Raw genomic sequence first — 19824 nt, 5'->3', positions numbered from 1 at the left:
AATTATGAAAACAAAAATAACAGGACACGATTTAATCGCATTAGGTTACAGACAAGGAAAATGGATGAAAAACGCTATTGATCATATCAATGAAAACAATTTAGAAAATGATGCGATGACATCATATTTAAAACGGTTCAAATTACCAGAGCCAATAGAATTACATGCAAAACCTATTGACTTTTCTATAAACATTAAAGCAGAAAATGAACTCGAAGAAGACAATGTCACTAAGGTCATTAATTCTATGCAAACGTTGATGAAAACACCAACATTGGTTGATGGTGCAATTATGCCAGACGCCTGCCCTACTGGTCCAGACGGAACTATTCCTGTAGGTGGTGTTGCCGTTGCAAAAAATGCTATTCACCCTGGCATGCATAGTGCAGATATTTGCTGCTCTGTGATGTTAACCGATTTTGGTAAAGCACTCCCAAAAGACGTCTTAGATGTAGCACATGCCAACACGCATTTTGGACCTGGGGGAAGAGATAGAAACACGCAGTTTAGATTTCCGAAGGAATTATTGGATGCTTTTGAATCTAATTATTTATTAAACGATGGACAAATGATTCAAATCGCAAGATCGCATTTAGGAACACAAGGTGATGGAAATCATTTCTTGTTTGTTGGAATCTCAAAAAAAACGGGAAATACCATGATGGTTACTCACCATGGCTCTAGAGGACCAGGAGCAAGGTTGTACGCCAAAGGTATGAAAATTGCTGAACGATTTAGAAAGGATTTATCGCCAGATACTATGAAACAAAATGCATGGATTCCTTTTGAAACCGAAGAAGGCAAATCGTATTGGGAAGCTTTGCAAGTCATTAGAAAATGGACAAAAACTAACCATCAGGTTTTGCATAATTCGGTTGCTGAAGCTTTAGAAATCGATATTGAAAACCGATACTGGAACGAACATAATTTTGTTTTTAAAGATGGTGATTTATTTTACCATGCCAAAGGTGCAACACCTTTAGACGCTAAGTTTATGCCAGATATTACGGGTCCAAGATTGATTCCTTTAAACATGAGCGAGCCTGTGCTGATTGTTGAAGGTGTAACTACAAAAACCAATTTAGGTTTTGCACCTCATGGTGCTGGCAGAAATGTGAGTAGAACACAACATAGAAAAAGCAAAACAGGAACTATTATGCAAATTTTTAAAGAAGAAACTAGAGGTTTAGATGTTCGGTTTTTCTCAAAGGAAATTGATATTACCGAATTACCAAGTGCTTATAAAAATGCACAAACCGTTAGAAACCAAATGGAAGAATATGGCTTAGGAAAAGTTATTGATGAGGTTATGCCCTACGGTTGTATTATGGCTGGCGATTGGCAAAAAAATGCACCTTGGAAAATTAGAAGAGAAAAAAGAAAAAGGAAATGAAAACTCAAGAATTAAATAGCGTCATTCAAAACATAAATAATGAATACTCTACTGATGAGGCTTATATTGGTTTCTTTTATGGTGAAGAAAATGAATTTTCTAGCTATGTTAAAGCAAATAAAGAAGGTTTAATGCTTTATGCAAATTAACTTCTTCAAATTAGTTCGAAATTAGAAGATAGAGAATTAAATAAACAAGCTGTTTTTGAAATATCGTATGATATAGATTTAAAACATTCTGATTTTCAATTCTCTCATGTTGAAGTTTTAAATAAACCTAAAAGTAAACTTGAAGAGCCAAAAAAACATAAGCAGACTTTTAGCGAAAAAATAGGATGCGTGTTTGCTATAACTATAGCCTTATTTGCAGTATTTTCTTTAGTAGTTGGAGTTATTCATGTTCTTGGTTGGCTCTTTTAAAATACATTTTAAAAGCGAGAAGCAGGCTAACAAAATTTAGCCTGCTTTTTTATTTTAAAACACTTCAATTATTATAAAATCCTGTCCTCTAAAAACGACCTCATCTCCAACACTTTTCCCGATTAACAACTTTCCCATTGGTGTATTTGGAGAAATTGCATAAAATTTATTGTTGTCAACTTCTAATTCCCCTGCACTAATGGCCAAATAGTAATTGGCCTTTGTAGTATAAACTACACTTCCTAAACCTATGTTCTTAGACGATTTAGAAATGTCTATTTTAATTAGCGCTTCTTTAATTTTAGAGATTTCAGAAAGCTGATTACCCGCTTTTTCACGTTCTAATTGTAACATAGCACGACCCGTTTCGTGCTTATCCCCTGCGCTACTCTTGGTTTCAGATTGTAAGGATTCTTGAATTTCGTTTATAGTATTTTGAATGGTTTGAAAACGATTATCAACAAACTCAACACATTGGATATATAATTTTTCTTTTAAGGACATAATTAATGTGTTTCCTGCCTACTCAGGAATTAAATCCGCTAATTCTTTACCTACCAAACTTCCGATAGCCACTCCCATGCCGCCAAGCCTTACGCCACAAAACACATTATTTGATACTTGCTTTACAATAGCTTTTTTCTTGCTCCCTGTACCCATTATTCCGCTCCATCTATAGTCGACTTCAAAAGGTATTTCTGGTAAAATTATAGTTTTTAAAAGAGTTTCTAATTTATTTTGAATTAATTGAGTTTCACCAAACTCCGTTGTCTCCTCGGTTTGAAAATCCAGATTTCTCCCACCACCCAATAAAATTCTATTATCAATATTTCTAAAATAATAATAGCCTTTATCTAAATGAAATGTCCCTTTAATATGCAAATTATTTATGGGTTTCGTTATTAATACTTGCGCACGTGCTGGTTTTACTTGTTCTTTAATTAATTGTGATGCAAATCCATTAGTTGTTATTAGTAGTTTAGACGTTGAAAAGTCAAAGTGATTGGTTTTTATCTTTACTGAATCTGAATCTTCAGAAAACGCTTCAACAGTAATACTATTCAATATTTTTATGCCATTTTTCAACACTAAATGCGTTAATGACGCCATCATTTTTCCAGTGTCAATTTGACCTTCAAACTGATTAAAAATATACTGGCTTTGTATATTTTTAAAATTAAAGACATTGCTTTTTAAACTGAACACTTCATCATTAAAAATAAGTTTTAGTAAATTGTTAATACTTTCTTTTTTTGAAAGGCAATCTTCAAATAACTCTGAATCTGCTTTTGTAAATAGTTCAAATCCTCCACACTGTTTATAATCAATATTTGCATCGCCTAAAGTCTGTCGTAAAAGTTTTAACCCATCTATCCTATTTTTTACTAATGCAACAACCTCATCTTCCGAATGGGTTTTTAAATCGTCTAATATTTCGCTTAAACTTCCAAAACATGCAAAACCCGCATTTTTGGTACTAGCGCCTTGAGGAAGTATCCCTTTTTCTAAAATAAGAATATGGGCTTTTGGAAAACGTTTTTTTAGCTGTAATGCGCAATTTAAACCCACAATGCCACTACCAACAATCGTATAATCTACATGTGCTAGCCACGATTTAATTTCCCAATACGATAAGTTCAAAATATTATTTCTTTTCCTGCTCTAAAGCTTGTTTTAGGGCTTCTAATTTTTCAGTATTAATTTCTGCTAAATTATGTTGTTGCGCCCTGTCTTCTTTTAAATTATAAAGTTGATATATTGTGTCTCTTCCAGATTCAATATTTACCCATTTGTTTACAATTCCCCCTCCTTTGTGTGGAGGAATTAAAGCCCAATCACCCTCTCTATATGCCATAATATTATTTTGACCCAGAATAAGTCCATTTCTCCCTTTTGAAGATTTTCCTAAAAAGGCATCTAATATATTTTTGCTATCTGGTGTCATATTGTTCTGGTCTGTTAAAGCTGCAAACGATGCTGTAAAATCCATTTGAGACACCAAAGCGTCTGACACTCCCGGTTTTATGGTGCCTTTCCATCTAATCATAAAAGGCACATGTGTGCCTGCGTCAAAAAGACTATATTTTCCTCCTCGAAGTCCACCTCTAGGAGTATGCTTCCCTATTTTGGTAACAGCATCATCTTTATAGCCGTCATCTAAAACGGGCCCATTATCGCTTGAAAATATAACAATTGTATTTTCTGAAAGTCCTAACTTATCTAACTCATCTAAAAACTGTCCAACAGCCCAATCTGCTTCAACAATAACATCGCCTCTAGGTCCCAAGCCTGATTTACCTACAAAGCGAGGATGTGGTATTCTGGGAACATGTGGTTGGTGCAAGGCATAAAATAAGAAAAAAGGATTGTCTTTATTTTTGTTGATGTATTTAATGGACTCTCTTAAAAAATCATCATTCATATCTTCATCAGTAAATAAAGCTGATTTTCCGCCTTTCATATAACCAATTCTTGAAATTCCATTATGAATACTCATATCATGTCCATGGCTTGGGTGTACTTTTAATAACTCTGGATTTTCTCTGCCTGTTGGCTCGCCATCAAAATTCTTTTGATAACTCACAAAAATGGAATCTTCTTTTGTTAAACCAACAACCTTATGGTTCTCAACATACACTGATGGCACTCTATCATTAGTAGAAGCCATAATGTAGGCGTAATCAAAACCAATTTCTAATGGGCCAGGTGCAATTTTACCATTCCAATCCATATTTTCATCTCCTAATCCCAAATGCCATTTCCCAACAACTCCTGTTTTATAACCTGCACTTTGCAACATTGATGGTAGTGTTTGCTTTCCTAACTCAAAAAGTAACGGTGCATTTCCTGGTAATACCTGTGCTCTTTTTGTTCTAAAAGGATATGTGCCAGATAGTAAAGAATACCTACTTGGTGTACAGGTTGGTGAAGTAGCATAACCATTTGTAAATTTTATTCCTTCATTAGCTATCCTATCTATATTTGGTGTTAATAATTCTGTAGAGCCATAACTACTTACATCGCCAAAACCTAAATCATCTGCATAAATAATAACAATGTTAGGGTGATTTTTCTTTATGTTTTTTTCAGAATCTTTTTTAGAATCATCTTTACAGCGTATAAAAACAATTAAAAAAATTAAACATAAAATTTTGCTAGATACCTTCATACTGCTAAGTGTTTTTAAATTCTAAGTTAAAAAAAACTCCGAAAAGTATTTTTCGGAGTTTTTAATTATTCTTCTATTTGCTTTTCTAATACGAAATCTTCCATAAATTTAGTGGTGTAATTTCCTGCTAAATAATCTGGGTGCTCCATAAGCTGTCTGTGAAAAGGTATGGTTGTTTTTATACCTTCAATTACAAACTCATCTAAAGCACGTTTCATTTTATTAATCGCCTCTTCTCTGGTTTGCGCTGTTGTAATTAACTTGGCAATCATAGAATCGTAGTTTGGCGGAATTGAATAACCTGCATAAACATGTGTGTCTAAACGAACACCATGGCCTCCAGGAGCATGTAACGTTGTTATTTTTCCTGGTGATGGGCGAAAACCGTTAAACGGATCTTCAGCATTAATTCTACATTCTATTGAATGTAAATTTGGTGTATAATTTTTTCCTGAAATAGGAACACCGGCGGCTACAAGAATTTGCTCGCGAATTAAGTCGAAATCAATAACCTGTTCGGTAATAGGATGCTCTACTTGTATACGTGTATTCATTTCCATAAAGTAGAAATTACGGTGTTTGTCAACCAAAAATTCTACCGTTCCCGCGCCTTCGTATTTAATGTATTCTGCTGCTTTTACTGCTGCTTCTCCCATTTTTTTACGCAATGCGCTTGTCATAAATGGCGAAGGGACTTCTTCGGTTAATTTTTGATGACGACGTTGCACAGAGCAATCTCTTTCAGAAAGATGGCAAGCTCTTCCTGTTGAATCGCCTACTACTTGAATTTCTATATGCCTTGGTTCTTCAATAAGCTTTTCCATGTACATATCGTCATTTCCAAAAGCTGCTTTGCTTTCTTGTCTTGCAGAATCCCATGCGTTTTTAAGATCTACTGGTTTCCAAACGGCACGCATGCCTTTACCTCCACCACCGGCAGTAGCTTTAAGCATAACAGGATAACCTACTTCTACAGCTAATTTTTCGCATTCTTCAAAATCAGCTATAATACCTTCACTTCCAGGTACACAAGGTACACCAGCAGCTTTCATCGTTGCTTTTGCAGTTGCCTTATCCCCCATTTTAGAAATCATTTCTTCAGAAGCCCCAATGAATTTTATTCCATGCTCTTCACAAATTTTAGAAAATTTAGCATTTTCAGACAAAAATCCATATCCTGGGTGAATTGCATCAGCATTAGTAATTTCTGCAGCAGCAATAACATTTGACATTTTTAAATAAGATTCGCTACTTGCTGGTGGACCAATACAAACGGCTTCATCAGCAAATTTAACGTGTAAACTGTCGGCATCAGCTGTCGAATAAACCGCAACGGTTTTAATGCCCATTTCTTTACAGGTTCTAATAACACGTAATGCTATTTCTCCTCTATTGGCAATCAGTATTTTTTTAAACATAACTTATAAACATTTAAAATTTCAAATTCCAAATTTCAATAAAATTGAAACTGTTTTTTGGAATTTTAAATTTGGTTATGATGGATCTACTAAAAATAAAGGTTGGTCGAATTCTACTGGTGAAGAATCGTCAACTAATATCTTAACTACTTTTCCTGAAACTTCAGATTCTATTTCATTGAAAAGTTTCATTGCCTCAATAATACAAAGTACATCGCCCTCTGCAATGGTTTGTCCTACCTCAACAAATAATGGTTTATCTGGAGATGGTTTTCTGTAAAACGTTCCTATTATTGGAGATTTTATAGTAATATATTTTGAATCGTCACTTGCTGGTGTAGCTAATTCTTGAGCAGGTGCCGCTGGTTGAGCAGCAGCTGATTGTGCCACTTGGGGTGCTTGAGGAATTTGAGGTATTTGAGGTACAGCAGGAACTTGATGTACTATTGTAGTGTCTGAATCTGATCCTGTTTTGATGGTAATTTTAACATCATCCATCTCCAATTTAACCTCGCTAGCACCAGATTTGGCAACAAACTTAATTAAGTTTTGAATCTCTTTAATATCCATATTTTACTTATTATTAGTGGTTAGTTTTATGAATTATATGCCCATTTTAAATAAATTGAGCCCCAATTAAATCCGCCTCCAAAAGCGGCAAATATCAAATTATCGCCTTTTTTTAATTGCGATTCGTAATCATTTAATAGCAAAGGTAAGGTTGCTGATGTTGTATTGCCATACTTGTGTATGTTCATCATTACCTTTTCTTCTTCTAAATTAATTCTGTTGGCGGTAGCATCAATAATACGTTTGTTTGCCTGATGAGCCACTAACCAATCAACGTCATTTTTGGTTAAGTTATTTCGTTCTAATATTTTTACCGTGGCATCTGCCATATTAAAAACTGCATTTTTGAATACAGTTCTCCCTTCTTGAAATGCACAATGTGCCCCTTTTTCTATAGCTTCAAAAGTTATTGGGTATGATGACCCCCCATAAGTAGCTTGTAAAAACGCTCTACCTGTTCCGTCGCTCCTTAAGTATTCATCTTGAAGCCCTAAATTTTCCTCATTTGGTTCAAATAAAACAGCACCCGCTCCATCTCCAAAAATAATACACGTTGCTCTATCTTTATAATTAATTATAGACGACATTTTATCTGCTCCTATTAAAAGCACATTTTTATAGCGTCCAGATTCAATGTAACCAGCAGCTACAGACATACCAAAAAGAAAACTTGAACACGCAGCATCCATATCAAATGAAAAGGCATTTACAGCTCCTATTTCTGAAGCCGTAAAAGCCGCTGTTGAAGCTGCTTTCATGTCTGGTGTTGCAGTAGCAACTATAACAAGTTCAATATCTTTTGGGTCTATACCTCTTTTTTTAATAAGATCTTTAGCTGCGTTTATGGCCAAAAAAGAAGTGCCTTTGCCTTCGCCTTTCAGTATGCGGCGTTCTTTTATTCCTGTTCTAGTGGTTATCCACTCATCGTTTGTATCAACCATTGTTTCAAGAATTTGATTGGTTAATACATATTCTGGCACATATGCGCCTACAGCTGTAATTGCCGCTGAGGTTTTACTCATAACTTTATAGTTAATTTGACCAAAAAAACATTAAAATTGGACAAAAACATTAAAAATTTCGTGAAAACTACTAAATTTTGGTGTAATAATACACAAAATTATTGTTTTTGTGATTTAGAAAAACAATATCATAAAAAAACGCTCAATGTGAGCGTTTTATATTATGTGTGCATAATTTATGCTACGTTTTCTACTTCTTCTGAGTTATCAATTAAAACTTGACCTCTGTAGTATAATTTTCCTTCATGCCAATGCGCTCTGTGATATAGGTGAGCCTCTCCAGTTGTTGGGCATGTAGCAATCTGTGGCGCAGTTGCTTTGTAATGTGTTCTTCTCTTATCTCTTCTTGTTTTTGAGATTTTTCTTTTAGGATGTGCCATTTTTTATTTTATTTATCCGTTAATAGTTTCTTTAATGTATTCCACCGAGGGTCAATTTCCTCGTTAGTATCTTTGTTTTCTTTAAGCTTTGGACTTAATTCTTCTAGTTTTTCAAGTATTTCTGAATTTAATGTGCCATCTTCAATTCCAGGATGTACACGCTTAATTGGTACTGCCAATACAATTAATTCGTAAATGTATTGTTGAATATTAATTTCGTAAGTTCCATGAGGAACAATAAGAATATCAATATTTTCATCATTGTATTCCTCACCAAACTTAACCACTAAATCAAACTCATTCTTAATGGTTTGATTAAAGGGCTCGTTTGTTAAATCGCAATTAATATTTACATAACCCGAAGTTTTAAAATGTAATTCTAGTAGTGTTGTTTTCTTTTCTAATTCAACATCAACTTGAATCTTTACATTATTAAACTCCTCATACTCAAAATGCTCAAAGAACGCTTGTTCAATTTTATATTCAAAATGATGTTTTCCTATCTTTAACCCTACAAATGGAATTGTAAACTCTTTCAACGGCTTCATTATCACATCTATTTTGAGCCTGCAAATATATAACTTTTTTGTTTATGCAACCTTACTTATAAACATTTTTTTGCTCAGTTTTTTTTGGCGCTTTTTTTAATGGATTTGAGGTAATCTGCTCATAATCAGATCTATTTTTAAAAATCTGTATCGCTGTAAAAACAGCTTCTTTAAAAGAGTTTTCGTCTGCTTTACCTTGTCCGGCAATTTCAAATGCCGTACCATGATCTGGAGAGGTTCTTACTTTATTTAATCCAGCGGTATAATTTACGCCTTGACCAAAAGATAATGTTTTAAAAGGAATTAAGCCTTGGTCATGGTAAGAAGCTATAATGGCATCGAAGTTTTTATAGTTATTAGAGCCAAAAAAACTATCTGCAGCATAGGGTCCGTAAACCAATTTCCCTTCTTCTTTAATTTTTTTTAGTGTTGGTCTTAAAACTGCATCGTCTTCATTTCCAATAACACCATTATCGCCAGTATGTGGGTTAATGCCTAAAACAGCAATTTTAGGTTTTCTTATTTTAAAATCTTTCTCAAGAGATTTATAAACTGTATTTACTTTCTCTATTATTAATTCTTCCGTAATATGCTCAACAATGTCTTTTACTGGCACGTGATCTGTTAAAAGCCCCACTCTTAAAGCATCATTTACCATAAACATAAGGCTATCTCCTTCTAGCTCTTGAGCTAAAAAATCGGTATGCCCAGGAAAATTAAAAGATTCTGATTGGATGTTATGTTTATTTATTGGCGCAGTCACCAAAACATCAATATTACTGTTTTTTAAAGCTTTAGTCGCCGTTTGAAGTGATTTTATTGCATATTCTCCAATTTTAACATCTTCTTTACCAAATTCAATTTTTACTGGCTCGTTCCAACAATTAAACACATTAACTTTTCCGTGAGCTAATTGTTTAATATTATTAATATTATTAAAGTGAATTGCCGACTTAAAATGTGTTTTTAAAAAAACAATTGTTTTAGCTGAAGCAAAAATTACTGGTGTGCAGAAATCTAAAATTCTATGGTCTTCAAACGTTTTTAAAACTATTTCGCCACCTATTCCATTTAAATCTCCAATAGATATACCTACAATTATATTTTCTGCTTTCTTCATAAAAAAGACAACTTTTGTTTGTAATTTTGATGTTGCAAATTTAACCAAATAAACAGATAAAAATATGTTTACAGGAATTATTGAAGATGTTGGTGTTGTTACTGATTTAAAGAAGGAATTAAATAATCTACATATTTCAATTCAAAGTATGATTACTGCTGAGTTAAAAATTGACCAAAGTGTTTCGCATAATGGCGTTTGCTTAACCGTTGTTGAGATTAATAATGATGAATATACGGTTACCGCTATTAATGAAACTTTAGAGAAAACTAATTTGGAAACCTTAAAAATTAACGATAAAGTAAATCTTGAACGCGCCATGAAACTTGGTGATAGACTTGATGGACATATTGTTCAAGGCCATGTAGACCAAACTGCTGTTTGCACAAATATTAAAGAAGAAAATGGCAGTTGGATATTTACTTTTAATTACGACTCTAAACTAAATAATATCACTATTGAAAAAGGGTCTATAACCATTAATGGCACTAGCTTAACAGTTGTAAATTCTAAAAAGGAAAGTTTTAGTGTTGCTATAATACCATACACTTACGAGCACACAAATTTTAACACTTTTAAAATTGGTACGGTTGTAAATTTAGAATTTGATGTTTTAGGAAAATACGTTACTAAGCTCCTAGAAATGAACTTGTTTAGAAAATAATACTACCTTTTAATTAACTTTTTTGCTCCATAAAATATGGCAAAACAGACACCAGCAAGTATTCCGCCATCAATGGGGGTACCAGGTGGTGGTGGTGGTCCTGGAGGCGGAGGCCCACTTCCCTGAGCAACACACACAAAACTTATTAATACAAATAAGATTGAGGCAAATATTCTTTTATTTTGTATTGTCATTGGTACGCAAATGTATAAAAAAAGCAAGTTAGCAAAACAAATATACTCTTTTTTGCAAAAAAACCATCTGTGAAATGCTAAAAAATCCGATTAAATGCAATTTTAATAAGCAACTAATAGGTAAAATAACGTGCTTTTTATTATAAAATTATATGAGCTAAAAATGATCCCTCAATTTTTCTCTTTACAAAACAAATATATATAATTTAAAAGGAAAACAAAATTATATATAGGTTTGGTTAGCAGAATATTATAAATTAAAAAGAAGTCGTCTAAAAAGTAATTTTTAGGCGATTTTCTTTTTGATTATTTTTAGCTTATTGTTTTAGTTTTCAATATTTATTACGATTCCCTTTTAAATAAATATCAAATTAAAGGAAGTTCTATACAAAACAATCTTTTAAAAACAATAAATACGTATGCCGATAGTACTAAATTAAAAGTGGTTAGCTTTTTAGAGCCTCATGTATTTGCCAATAACTGTCTAACTATAAAAACGCATCAATTTACTGTTCAAGTAGATTACAATACCATTCTAAAACTTATACATCTTCTGGAGCAACAAAATAAGTTTGGAGAAATTATTAACCTATATTTTGAAAAGAAAAAAAACTTTAAAACAGGTAAGTATTACTTGCAAGCTCATGTATTGTTGAGGAGTTTTGGATAATTTTTTTAAACAAGGTTTGAGCATATATTTGAGCTCTACAAAAAAAGCCTTGAGTAATCGCGTGATTATCAAGGCTTTACAGTCTCTAAAAGTGGTCCCACCTGGGCTCGAACCAGGGACTTTCTGATTATGAGTCAGATACTCTAACCAACTGAGTTATAGGACCGAAATTGGAGTGCAATATTACTACTTATTTTAATTGTTAGCAAGAAAAATTATCTCTTTATCTCTTGGCATAACTCAATTAAAACACCATTTGAAGATTTAGGGTGTAAAAAAGCTACTAACTTGTTGTCTGCACCATTTTTTGGTGTTTCGTTTAATACTTTAAAACCTTCTTTTTTTAGACGTTTAATTTCGGTTTGTATATCATCTACATCGAAAGCAATATGATGAATACCCTCCCCTTTTTTCGCAATAAATTTAGTGATAGGGCTGTCATCATTTGTGCCTTCTAGTAATTCAATCTTATTTTCGCCTATTTTAAAAAAAGATGTTTTTACTCCTTCGCTAGCAACTTCTTCTACTTTATAATGTGCTTTTCCAAATAGCTTAGAGAACAATTCGCTAGATTTTTCAAGGCTTTTTACAGCAATACCTATATGTTCAATTTTATTCATTGTTGTTGTTTGTGTCATTTCCTAGAAGAAGAAAATCTTATTATTAAATCTAAATTTTATTTCAAAATACGAAAATCACTTATAAAAGCAAGATAATCTTTAAATATCTGTTATTTTTACAACCTAATAGTAATTTATTCTGTGGAACAAGAAAGTCAAAGACAAAAAAAAATAGCATCAGTTTTACAACGCGATTTAGTTGATGTTTTACAACGTGCTGCTACGCAAGGTGGCATGCAAGGTGTTTTAATTTCGGTTACCAAAGTAAAGGTTACTGTAGACCTTTCTGTAGCTAAAGTGTATTTGAGTATTTTCCCTAATAACAAAGCTAAAGAGCTCGTTGAAGGTATAAAATCTAATACGGCTTTAATTCGTCATGAATTGGCTCAACGCACCAAAAAACAATTAAGGCGCATGCCGCAATTGGAGTTTTTTATAGATGATTCTTTAGAGTATATCGATCTAATAGATAAATCTTTAAAAGATGGAGACAACCCAATAAAAGATCCTTCTTTTCTTGAAAAAAGAAAAAAATCTTAGTTTTTAAAAAGAACCTAACACGGTATATTTACTCCTCTATTTTTAGAGTAAAGCTCATTTTTCTTTTTATATTTAAAGGCATGAATGTTTCACTATATATAGCACAACGTTATTTACGCTCAAAAAGCAGTAACAATGCCATTAACATTATTAGTATTATTGCCATTATAGGTATTATTTTAGGTGCTGCTTCGTTGTTTATAGTGCTTTCTGGTTTTGCAGGTTTAAAAGATTTTACTTTACAATTCTCTACAATTGTCGACCCCGATTTAAAAGCTGAAACGGCTACAGGAAAGTCTTTTGTTATTACTGGAGAGGAGCTTAATAAACTAAATGATTTAGATGATGTTGCTGTGTTTTCAAAAGTTATTGAAGAACGTGTTATTGTAGCTTCAAACGATAAAAACTATTTCGCAACCATAAAAGGTGTTGATGCTAATTTTAAAAACGTTGTTGCAATAGATTCGATTATTAGCCAAGGTAGTTGGCTCGATCAAAAAACCAATCAAATTGTAGTGGGTTGGGGCATTTCAAACAATTTGTCTTTTGGTGTTTTAGATTATGCCAAAGCTATAAACCTATATGTACCAAAACCTGGAAGAGGTCAAATAACCTCTGCTAAAAATGCCTTTAAGACAGTTAACGCCATTAATGTTGGCGTGTTTGATATTAATGAAAACTTAAACGACACCTATGTTTTTGCTTCTATAGATTTAGCACAAAATCTTTTAAACTATAAGCCTAATCAAGTGTCGTCAATAGAGTTTAAATTAAGCAATGGTGCTGATGAGATTGAAGCAAAACAAAACATTCAAGCCATTTTAGGCGATAAGGTTGTTATAAAAAACCGTGCGCAACTAAACGATGCTTTATACAAAATGCTAAATAGCGAAAACCTAGCAGTATATTTAATATTTACACTCGTTTTAATCATTGCCCTATTTAACGTTATTGGTTCCATAATCATGATGATTTTAGATAAAAAGAAATCACTCAACACGCTTTTTAATTTAGGTGCTACCATAAAAGATATTCGCAAAATATTCTTTTTTCAAGGTGCTTTAATGTCGGTTTTAGGCGGACTCGTTGGTTTAGGTTTAGCATTAATAGTTTTAGTGCTTCAAAACATGTTCGATTTAGTTATGATAACACCATCCTTAGCTTATCCTGTAACCATAAAAACTAAAAACTTTTTTATAGTACTAATAACCATTTCTGTTTTAGGCATTCTAGCATCAAAAATAGCATCAGCACGTATTACAAAATCACTAGTACAAGCACAATAATTAAAAAAAAATTAATCCGTGAAAATTAATATAATTCGTGTCTTGTAAAAAACCTACTCCGTAAACTCATACCCAGCAAACTTATCCAATACCTCATCAAAAGCTGCAAATACATCTTTAGAATCATCGCTAGTTACCATTTTCATGCGGTATTCTTTAAAGTGCGGAATCCCTTTAAAGTAATTGGTATAATGACGACGCGTTTCAAAAACGCCTAAAATTTCGCCTTTCCAATCAATCGACATTTGTAAATGACGTCGCGCAGCTTCTACACGTTCTTCAAGCGATATAGGTGCTAAATGCTCGCCTGTTTTAAAATAGTGCTTTACTTGTTTAAAAAACCAGGGATTACCAATACTAGCACGACCAATCATGGCGCCATCTAATCCGTAAGTATCGCGCATTTCCATGGCACGTTCTGGACTTGTAATATCGCCATTCCCAAACACAGGAATATGCATTCTTGGGTTGTTTTTAACTTCGGCAATAGGTTTCCAATTAGCATCCCCTTTATACATTTGAGCACGCGTGCGCCCATGAATAGCAATGGCTTTACAGCCTACATCCTGCAAACGTTCAGCAACCTCAACAATTTTTATAGAGTCATGATCCCAACCCAAACGTGTTTTTACGGTAATGGGTAAATTGGTGCGTTTTACCATTTCAGCAGTCAACTTTTCCATTAAACAGATATCTTTTAAAATACCTGCGCCAGCACCTTTACTCACTACTTTTTTTACAGGGCATCCAAAATTAATATCAATAATATCGGGGTTGGATTTTTCAACAATATCAATGGTTTGCAACATACTGTCAAGATTTGCTCCAAAAATTTGAATACCAACTGGTCGTTCTTTTTCATAAATATCTAACTTCATAACGCTTTTGGCTGCGTTACGAATTAAGCCTTCGCTACTTACAAACTCGGTATAAACAACATCAGCACCTTGCTCTTTGCATAACGCACGAAATGGTGGGTCGCTAACATCTTCCATTGGCGCTAAAAGCAATGGGAAATCTGGGAGTTCTATGTTGTCTATTTTAACCATTATATTTTATATTGGTGTCAAAATTAAGGCTTTTTATTAAAAAGACCTTTCTGGTTCATAAATCTCAGTCCTCTGATTAAAAAAACATCTATATTTGCACATTCCATCAAGGATATATAGAATACTTTATGAAGAATATCAGAAACTTTTGCATTATTGCACATATTGATCACGGTAAGAGCACGCTTGCAGACCGCTTATTAGATTTTACGGGTTCAGTAACTGCCAGAGAGCAACAAGATCAGCTATTAGACAGTATGGATTTAGAGCGCGAACGTGGAATTACAATCAAGTCGCATGCTATTCAAATGGATTATGAATATGAAGGAGAAAAATACATTCTAAATTTAATTGATACTCCTGGTCATGTAGATTTTTCATATGAAGTATCTCGTTCTATAGCTGCGTGCGAAGGCGCTTTATTAATTGTAGATGCAGCACAAAGCATACAGGCACAAACTATTTCTAATTTATACTTAGCTTTAGAAAACGATTTAGAAATTATTCCCGTATTAAATAAAGTCGATTTACCAAGTGCTAACCCAGAGGAAGTAACTGATGATATTGTAGATTTATTAGGTTGCGACCCAGAAGAAGTCATTCATGCAAGTGGGAAAACAGGTTTTGGTGTCGATAATATTTTAGCAGCCATTATTGATCGTGTCCCTGCCCCAAAAGGTGATCCAAATGCACCTTTGCAAGCCTTAATTTTTGATTCCGTTTACAATACTTTTCGTGGTATAGAAACTTATTTTAGAGTGTTTAATGGCGAAATTAAAAAAGGGCAGCACATTAAGTTTGTCGCTACAAATAAAGATTACTATGCTGATGAAGTAGGAACTTTAAAACTTAACCAAGTAGCAAAACAAAGTGTAAAAACTGGCGACGTTGGCTATTTAATTACAGGAATTAAAACGGCTAAAGAAGTAAAAGTAGGTGATACCATTACCGATTTTGCGAAACCAACAACCAATATTATTGAAGGTTTTGAAGATGTAAAACCTATGGTATTTGCAGGTATTTATCCTGTTGATACTGAAGATTATGAGGAACTTCGGGCTTCTATGGAAAAATTACAACTTAATGATGCCTCTTTGGTATTTCAGCCAGAAAGTTCTGCGGCATTAGGTTTTGGTTTCCGTTGTGGGTTTTTAGGTATGCTTCACATGGAAATTATACAAGAACGCTTAGAGCGTGAGTTTGATATGACTGTGATTACTACCGTTCCCAATGTTTCTTACCATGCATTTACCAATAAAAATCCAGATGAGATCATTGTTGTAAACAATCCTTCTGATTTGCCCGAACCTTCTACGTTAAATCGTGTAGAGGAACCTTTTATTAAGGCAACTATTATTACAAAATCAGACTTTGTTGGTAATGTTATGTCGTTATGTATTGAAAAACGTGGGCTCATTGTAAACCAAACCTATTTGACTACAGAACGGGTTGAATTAACTTTTGAAATGCCATTAGCAGAAATCGTTTTTGATTTTTATGACAGATTGAAAACCGTTTCTAAAGGCTATGCCTCTTTTGATTATCACCCAATTGGGATGAAACCTTCAAAATTGGTGCGTTTAGATATTTTATTAAATGCGCAATCTGTCGATGCTTTATCTGCACTAATTCATGCTGAAAATGCACAACATATTGGGCGTAAAATGTGTGAGAAATTAAAGGAACTCATCCCGCGCCAGCAATTTGATATTCCAATACAAGCTGCTATTGGAGCCAAAATTATCTCTAGAGAAACCGTTAAAGCCTTACGTAAAGACGTAACAGCTAAGTGTTATGGTGGTGATATTTCGCGTAAGCGTAAACTTCTGGAAAAACAGAAAAAAGGTAAAAAGCGTATGCGACAAGTGGGTAATGTAGAGATACCTCAACAGGCGTTTATGGCTGTTTTAAAGTTAAATGATTAAAACGCCTATTTAAAAAATTAAAATTATATAAGACTTTGATTATTAATATCTTATTTTTTTAAGTTTTAATAATTAGATATTCAAAATTATATTTTTGCTTAAAAACATGCTTTTCCAATAGACATTAATACAATATTTTTGTAAGTTTATAATCGCACGCCCAATTTCGTTTTAAATAAAACTTGCTAAAACAAGCAAAATTTATATAATTACATCTTAAGTAATCATTTTATGAAAGCACTTTTTTTTACTAGAGAATTTCCACCTTATGTTTATGGTGGCGCTGGAGTTCATGTTGAATATTTGGCTGCTGAATTAGCAAAATTAATCCATGTAGATGTTAGGTGTTTTGGCGACCAAGATTCTAAAAATGACACCTTAAACGTTAAAGGTTTCCCTTTTGAAGATGGTGTTTTTAAAAATGCTGATGATAAGTTAAAATCTGTTTTTAAAACATTAAGCACATCGCTTCATATGAACACGAATGCTATTGATGCCGATGTTGTACATTGCCATACATGGTATGCTCATTTTGCTGGCATTATTTCAAAATTATGCTATGGCACGCCTTTAGTAATAACAACGCATTCGTTGGAGCCCTTGCGCCCATGGAAACGCGAGCAGTTAGGTAGAGGTTATGATGCGTCTTCTTGGGTTGAAAAAACGGCTATTGAAATGGCAGATGCTCTTATTGCTGTATCAGAAGAAACTAAAGAAGATGTTTTAAAACATTTTAATGTGGATGAAGATAAAGTTAAAGTTATCTATAATGGTATCAATCTTCAAGAGTATGTGGTTACTAACGAAACATCAACTTTAGATGAATATGGTATAGATAAAACAAAACCCTATGTACTTTTTGTAGGCAGAATTACTAGGCAAAAAGGTATTATTCATTTAGTAAACGCCATAAAATATATAGATGCTGATACACAAATAGTACTTTGCGCTGGTGCACCAGATACGCCAGAGATAGGTAAAGAAATGGAAGATGCTGTTAATGAAGTTAAAAAAACTAGAGATAATATCATTTGGATTGACAAAATGCTTGACAAAAAAGAGGTTATTCAATTATACTCTCATGCTGATGTATTTTGTTGCCCTTCTATTTATGAGCCTTTTGGAATTATAAATATTGAGGCCATGGCTTGTAATACTGCGGTGGTTGCAAGTGCTGTTGGCGGTATAAAAGAAGTTGTGGTGCAAAATGAAACAGGGGTTTTAATTCCTTTAGAACAACAAGATGCCGCTCCTTTTGAGCCTGTGAATCCAGATAAATTTTCAAGAGATTTAGCTAACGGAATTAATACCGTTATAAGTAACGATGAGTTAAGAAACGCCATGGCGGTAAACGGACGAAAACGTGTTGAAGAACATTTTGATTGGGTAGCTATTGCTAAACAAGTTGAGGCGCTCTACAAATCTTTAATATAATATCAACTAATCACTATAAACAACTATTATGATAAATAACAAAGTTTTATCGATTATTTTAGGAGGCGGACAAGGCTCAAGATTATATCCATTAACAGAGAAAAGATCTAAACCAGCAGTTCCTATTGCTGGAAAATATAGATTGGTTGACATCCCTATTTCAAACTGTATTAATGCAGATATAAAACGCATATATGTGTTAACCCAGTTTAATTCTGCATCATTAAATCGCCATATAAAAAACACCTATCATTTTAGTTTTTTTAGCTCTGCTTTTGTAGACGTTTTGGCTGCTGAGCAAACCCCAGATAACAAAGGGTGGTTTCAAGGTACTGCAGATGCTGTTCGCCAAAGCATGCATCATTTTATGAGACACGATTTTGAGTATGCCTTAATCCTTTCGGGCGATCAATTGTATCAAATGGATTATGATGCCATGATACAAGCCCATGAAGAAAGTGGTGCAAAAATATCAATTGCCACCATTCCAGTTAACAAAAAAGACGCTACTAGTTTTGGAATTTTAAAATCTGATGACAACAATGTAATTACCTCTTTTATTGAAAAACCTGATGCTAGTTTATTACCAGATTGGACATCAGAGGTAAGCGACGAAATGAAAGGCCAAGGCAGAAATTATCTAGCCTCAATGGGTATATACATTTTTAATAAGGATTTGCTTATTGAATTGATGAAAGACAAATCGACCATAGATTTTGGCAAAGAGATTATTCCAAAAAGCATAGACAAACACAAAACCCTAAGTTATCAATATGAAGGATATTGGACAGATATAGGAAATATAGATTCTTTTTTTGAAGCCAACATTGGTTTAACTGCCGATATTCCAGATTTTAATCTTTACGACAAAAAGAAGCGCATCTACACACATGCCCGAATGTTACCAACTTCAAAAATAGCTGGAACCATGTTAGAAAAAGCAGTTATAGCCGAGGGATGTATTATAAGCGCTGCTAAAATAGAGCAATCTGTTATCGGCATTCGCTCTAGAATTGGAGACGAATCTACTGTTATTAATACCTATATGATGGGGTCTGATCATTATGAAACTCTTGAACAAATTAATAATGATAACATAGAAATTCTTATGGGTATTGGTCAACGTTGCTTTATTAAAAATGCCATTATAGATAAAAATTGTCGCATTGGTGACGATGTTAGAATTAATGGCGGAAAACACCTTAAAGACAAAGAAACCGACATGTATGTTATTAAAGACGGCATAGTTGTCTTAAAAAAAGGCGCTATTATTCCAAAAGGTTATGTTATTTAACCATTTTATGAGACTAACTTATTAAAAACCAGGTGTTTTATCAAGGTTTACGATACTTTTTCTAGTAAAGTCATTACTTTATTCACTAATTTTGTGCACCTTTTAAACC

At 33.4% G+C, this 19824-nt stretch carries 21 protein-coding genes and 1 tRNA gene; 9 read left to right on the top strand and 13 right to left on the bottom strand.

Annotation, left to right across the window (positions count from 1 at the left end; genetic code table 11):
- Positions 1-4: 4 nt before the first annotated feature.
- Together L3X37_RS10320 and L3X37_RS10315 are read left to right on the top strand one after the other, a co-directional pair.
- Positions 5-1393 carry an RtcB family protein gene (locus L3X37_RS10320; protein ID WP_237240101.1) on the top strand — a complete coding sequence of 463 codons (1389 nt, stop codon included), beginning with the start codon at positions 5-7 and terminating at the stop codon, positions 1391-1393.
- Positions 1390-1542: a hypothetical protein gene (locus L3X37_RS10315; protein ID WP_237240100.1), complete on the top strand. Its 153-nt coding sequence runs from the start codon at positions 1390-1392 to the stop codon at positions 1540-1542. The genes L3X37_RS10320 and L3X37_RS10315 overlap by 4 nt, the downstream gene beginning before the upstream one ends.
- A 324-nt stretch (positions 1543-1866) precedes the next feature.
- Here the strand turns inward: L3X37_RS10315 and L3X37_RS10310 are convergent, their stop codons facing one another.
- The 9 genes from L3X37_RS10310 to pdxA all read right to left on the bottom strand — a co-directional run bounded on the left by L3X37_RS10310 (position 1867) and on the right by pdxA (position 10039).
- Positions 1867-2316, bottom strand: coding sequence for a GreA/GreB family elongation factor (locus tag L3X37_RS10310; RefSeq protein ID WP_237240099.1), 450 nt, complete (start codon positions 2314-2316; stop codon positions 1867-1869).
- Positions 2317-2334: 18 nt separating this feature from the next.
- Positions 2335-3453: an NAD(P)/FAD-dependent oxidoreductase gene (locus L3X37_RS10305; RefSeq protein ID WP_237240098.1), complete on the bottom strand. Its 1119-nt coding sequence runs from the start codon at positions 3451-3453 to the stop codon at positions 2335-2337.
- Between the two features lie 4 nt (positions 3454-3457).
- The gene (locus L3X37_RS10300; protein ID WP_237240097.1) at positions 3458-4981 is read right to left on the bottom strand and encodes a sulfatase family protein; all 1524 of its coding nucleotides are present in this window, start codon (positions 4979-4981) and stop codon (positions 3458-3460) included.
- A gap of 65 nt (positions 4982-5046) precedes the next feature.
- On the bottom strand, positions 5047-6399 hold the full coding sequence (accC, locus tag L3X37_RS10295) for an acetyl-CoA carboxylase biotin carboxylase subunit (RefSeq protein ID WP_237240096.1): 1353 nt from the start codon (positions 6397-6399) through the stop codon (positions 5047-5049).
- 75 nt (positions 6400-6474) lie between these two features.
- Complete coding sequence (gene accB, locus L3X37_RS10290) at positions 6475-6969, bottom strand: acetyl-CoA carboxylase biotin carboxyl carrier protein (protein WP_237240095.1); 495 nt, start codon at positions 6967-6969, stop codon at positions 6475-6477.
- Positions 6970-6995: 26 nt separating this feature from the next.
- Positions 6996-7991: a beta-ketoacyl-ACP synthase III gene (locus L3X37_RS10285; RefSeq protein WP_237240094.1), complete on the bottom strand. Its 996-nt coding sequence runs from the start codon at positions 7989-7991 to the stop codon at positions 6996-6998.
- A 176-nt stretch (positions 7992-8167) separates the two neighbouring features.
- On the bottom strand, positions 8168-8371 hold the full coding sequence (gene rpmF, locus L3X37_RS10280; protein ID WP_034042489.1) for a 50S ribosomal protein L32: 204 nt from the start codon (positions 8369-8371) through the stop codon (positions 8168-8170).
- An 8-nt stretch (positions 8372-8379) separates the two neighbouring features.
- Positions 8380-8919, bottom strand: a complete 540-nt coding sequence (locus L3X37_RS10275; protein WP_237240093.1) for a YceD family protein — start codon at positions 8917-8919, stop codon at positions 8380-8382.
- 52 nt (positions 8920-8971) lie between these two features.
- The gene (gene pdxA / locus L3X37_RS10270; protein WP_237240092.1) at positions 8972-10039 is read right to left on the bottom strand and encodes a 4-hydroxythreonine-4-phosphate dehydrogenase PdxA; all 1068 of its coding nucleotides are present in this window, start codon (positions 10037-10039) and stop codon (positions 8972-8974) included.
- A 64-nt stretch (positions 10040-10103) separates the two neighbouring features.
- Here pdxA and L3X37_RS10265 point away from each other — a divergent pair, with 64 nt between their 5' ends.
- Positions 10104-10703: a riboflavin synthase gene (locus L3X37_RS10265; protein WP_237240091.1), complete on the top strand. Its 600-nt coding sequence runs from the start codon at positions 10104-10106 to the stop codon at positions 10701-10703.
- 2 nt (positions 10704-10705) lie between these two features.
- Here the strand turns inward: L3X37_RS10265 and L3X37_RS15420 are convergent, their stop codons facing one another.
- On the bottom strand, positions 10706-10765 hold the full coding sequence (locus tag L3X37_RS15420) for a hypothetical protein (protein ID WP_369409894.1): 60 nt from the start codon (positions 10763-10765) through the stop codon (positions 10706-10708).
- A gap of 574 nt (positions 10766-11339) precedes the next feature.
- Here L3X37_RS15420 and L3X37_RS10260 point away from each other — a divergent pair.
- On the top strand, positions 11340-11567 hold the full coding sequence (locus L3X37_RS10260) for a hypothetical protein (protein ID WP_237240090.1): 228 nt from the start codon (positions 11340-11342) through the stop codon (positions 11565-11567).
- Positions 11568-11659: 92 nt separating this feature from the next.
- Here L3X37_RS10260 and L3X37_RS10255 read toward each other — a convergent pair.
- Positions 11660-11733 (bottom strand) — tRNA-Ile (locus L3X37_RS10255).
- 49 nt (positions 11734-11782) lie between these two features.
- On the bottom strand, positions 11783-12187 hold the full coding sequence (gene mce / locus L3X37_RS10250; RefSeq protein ID WP_237240089.1) for a methylmalonyl-CoA epimerase: 405 nt from the start codon (positions 12185-12187) through the stop codon (positions 11783-11785).
- 141 nt (positions 12188-12328) lie between these two features.
- Here mce and rbfA point away from each other — a divergent pair, with 141 nt between their 5' ends.
- Positions 12329-12727, top strand: coding sequence for a 30S ribosome-binding factor RbfA (gene rbfA, locus L3X37_RS10245; RefSeq protein WP_237240088.1), 399 nt, complete (start codon positions 12329-12331; stop codon positions 12725-12727).
- 80 nt (positions 12728-12807) lie between these two features.
- The gene (locus L3X37_RS10240; protein ID WP_237240087.1) at positions 12808-14013 is read left to right on the top strand and encodes an ABC transporter permease; all 1206 of its coding nucleotides are present in this window, start codon (positions 12808-12810) and stop codon (positions 14011-14013) included.
- A gap of 53 nt (positions 14014-14066) precedes the next feature.
- Here L3X37_RS10240 and dusB read toward each other — a convergent pair whose 3' ends face one another.
- Complete coding sequence (gene dusB, locus L3X37_RS10235) at positions 14067-15062, bottom strand: tRNA dihydrouridine synthase DusB (RefSeq protein WP_237240086.1); 996 nt, start codon at positions 15060-15062, stop codon at positions 14067-14069.
- A gap of 128 nt (positions 15063-15190) precedes the next feature.
- Here dusB and lepA point away from each other — a divergent pair, with 128 nt between their 5' ends.
- From lepA to L3X37_RS10220, 3 genes are all read left to right on the top strand, one after another.
- Complete coding sequence (lepA, locus tag L3X37_RS10230; protein ID WP_237240085.1) at positions 15191-16987, top strand: translation elongation factor 4; 1797 nt, start codon at positions 15191-15193, stop codon at positions 16985-16987.
- 231 nt (positions 16988-17218) lie between these two features.
- Positions 17219-18421, top strand: coding sequence for a glycogen synthase (gene glgA / locus L3X37_RS10225; RefSeq protein ID WP_237240084.1), 1203 nt, complete (start codon positions 17219-17221; stop codon positions 18419-18421).
- Between the two features lie 28 nt (positions 18422-18449).
- The gene (locus L3X37_RS10220) at positions 18450-19715 is read left to right on the top strand and encodes a glucose-1-phosphate adenylyltransferase (RefSeq protein ID WP_237240083.1); all 1266 of its coding nucleotides are present in this window, start codon (positions 18450-18452) and stop codon (positions 19713-19715) included.
- Positions 19716-19824 lie beyond the last annotated feature (109 nt).

The sequence above is a fragment of the Wocania arenilitoris genome, from assembly GCF_021728535.1.
Taxonomy (GTDB): Bacteria; Bacteroidota; Bacteroidia; order Flavobacteriales; family Flavobacteriaceae; genus Wocania_A; species Wocania_A arenilitoris.
The sequence above is the reverse complement of the archived record's forward strand: the minus strand, read 5'-3'. Positions and strand labels throughout refer to the sequence as shown.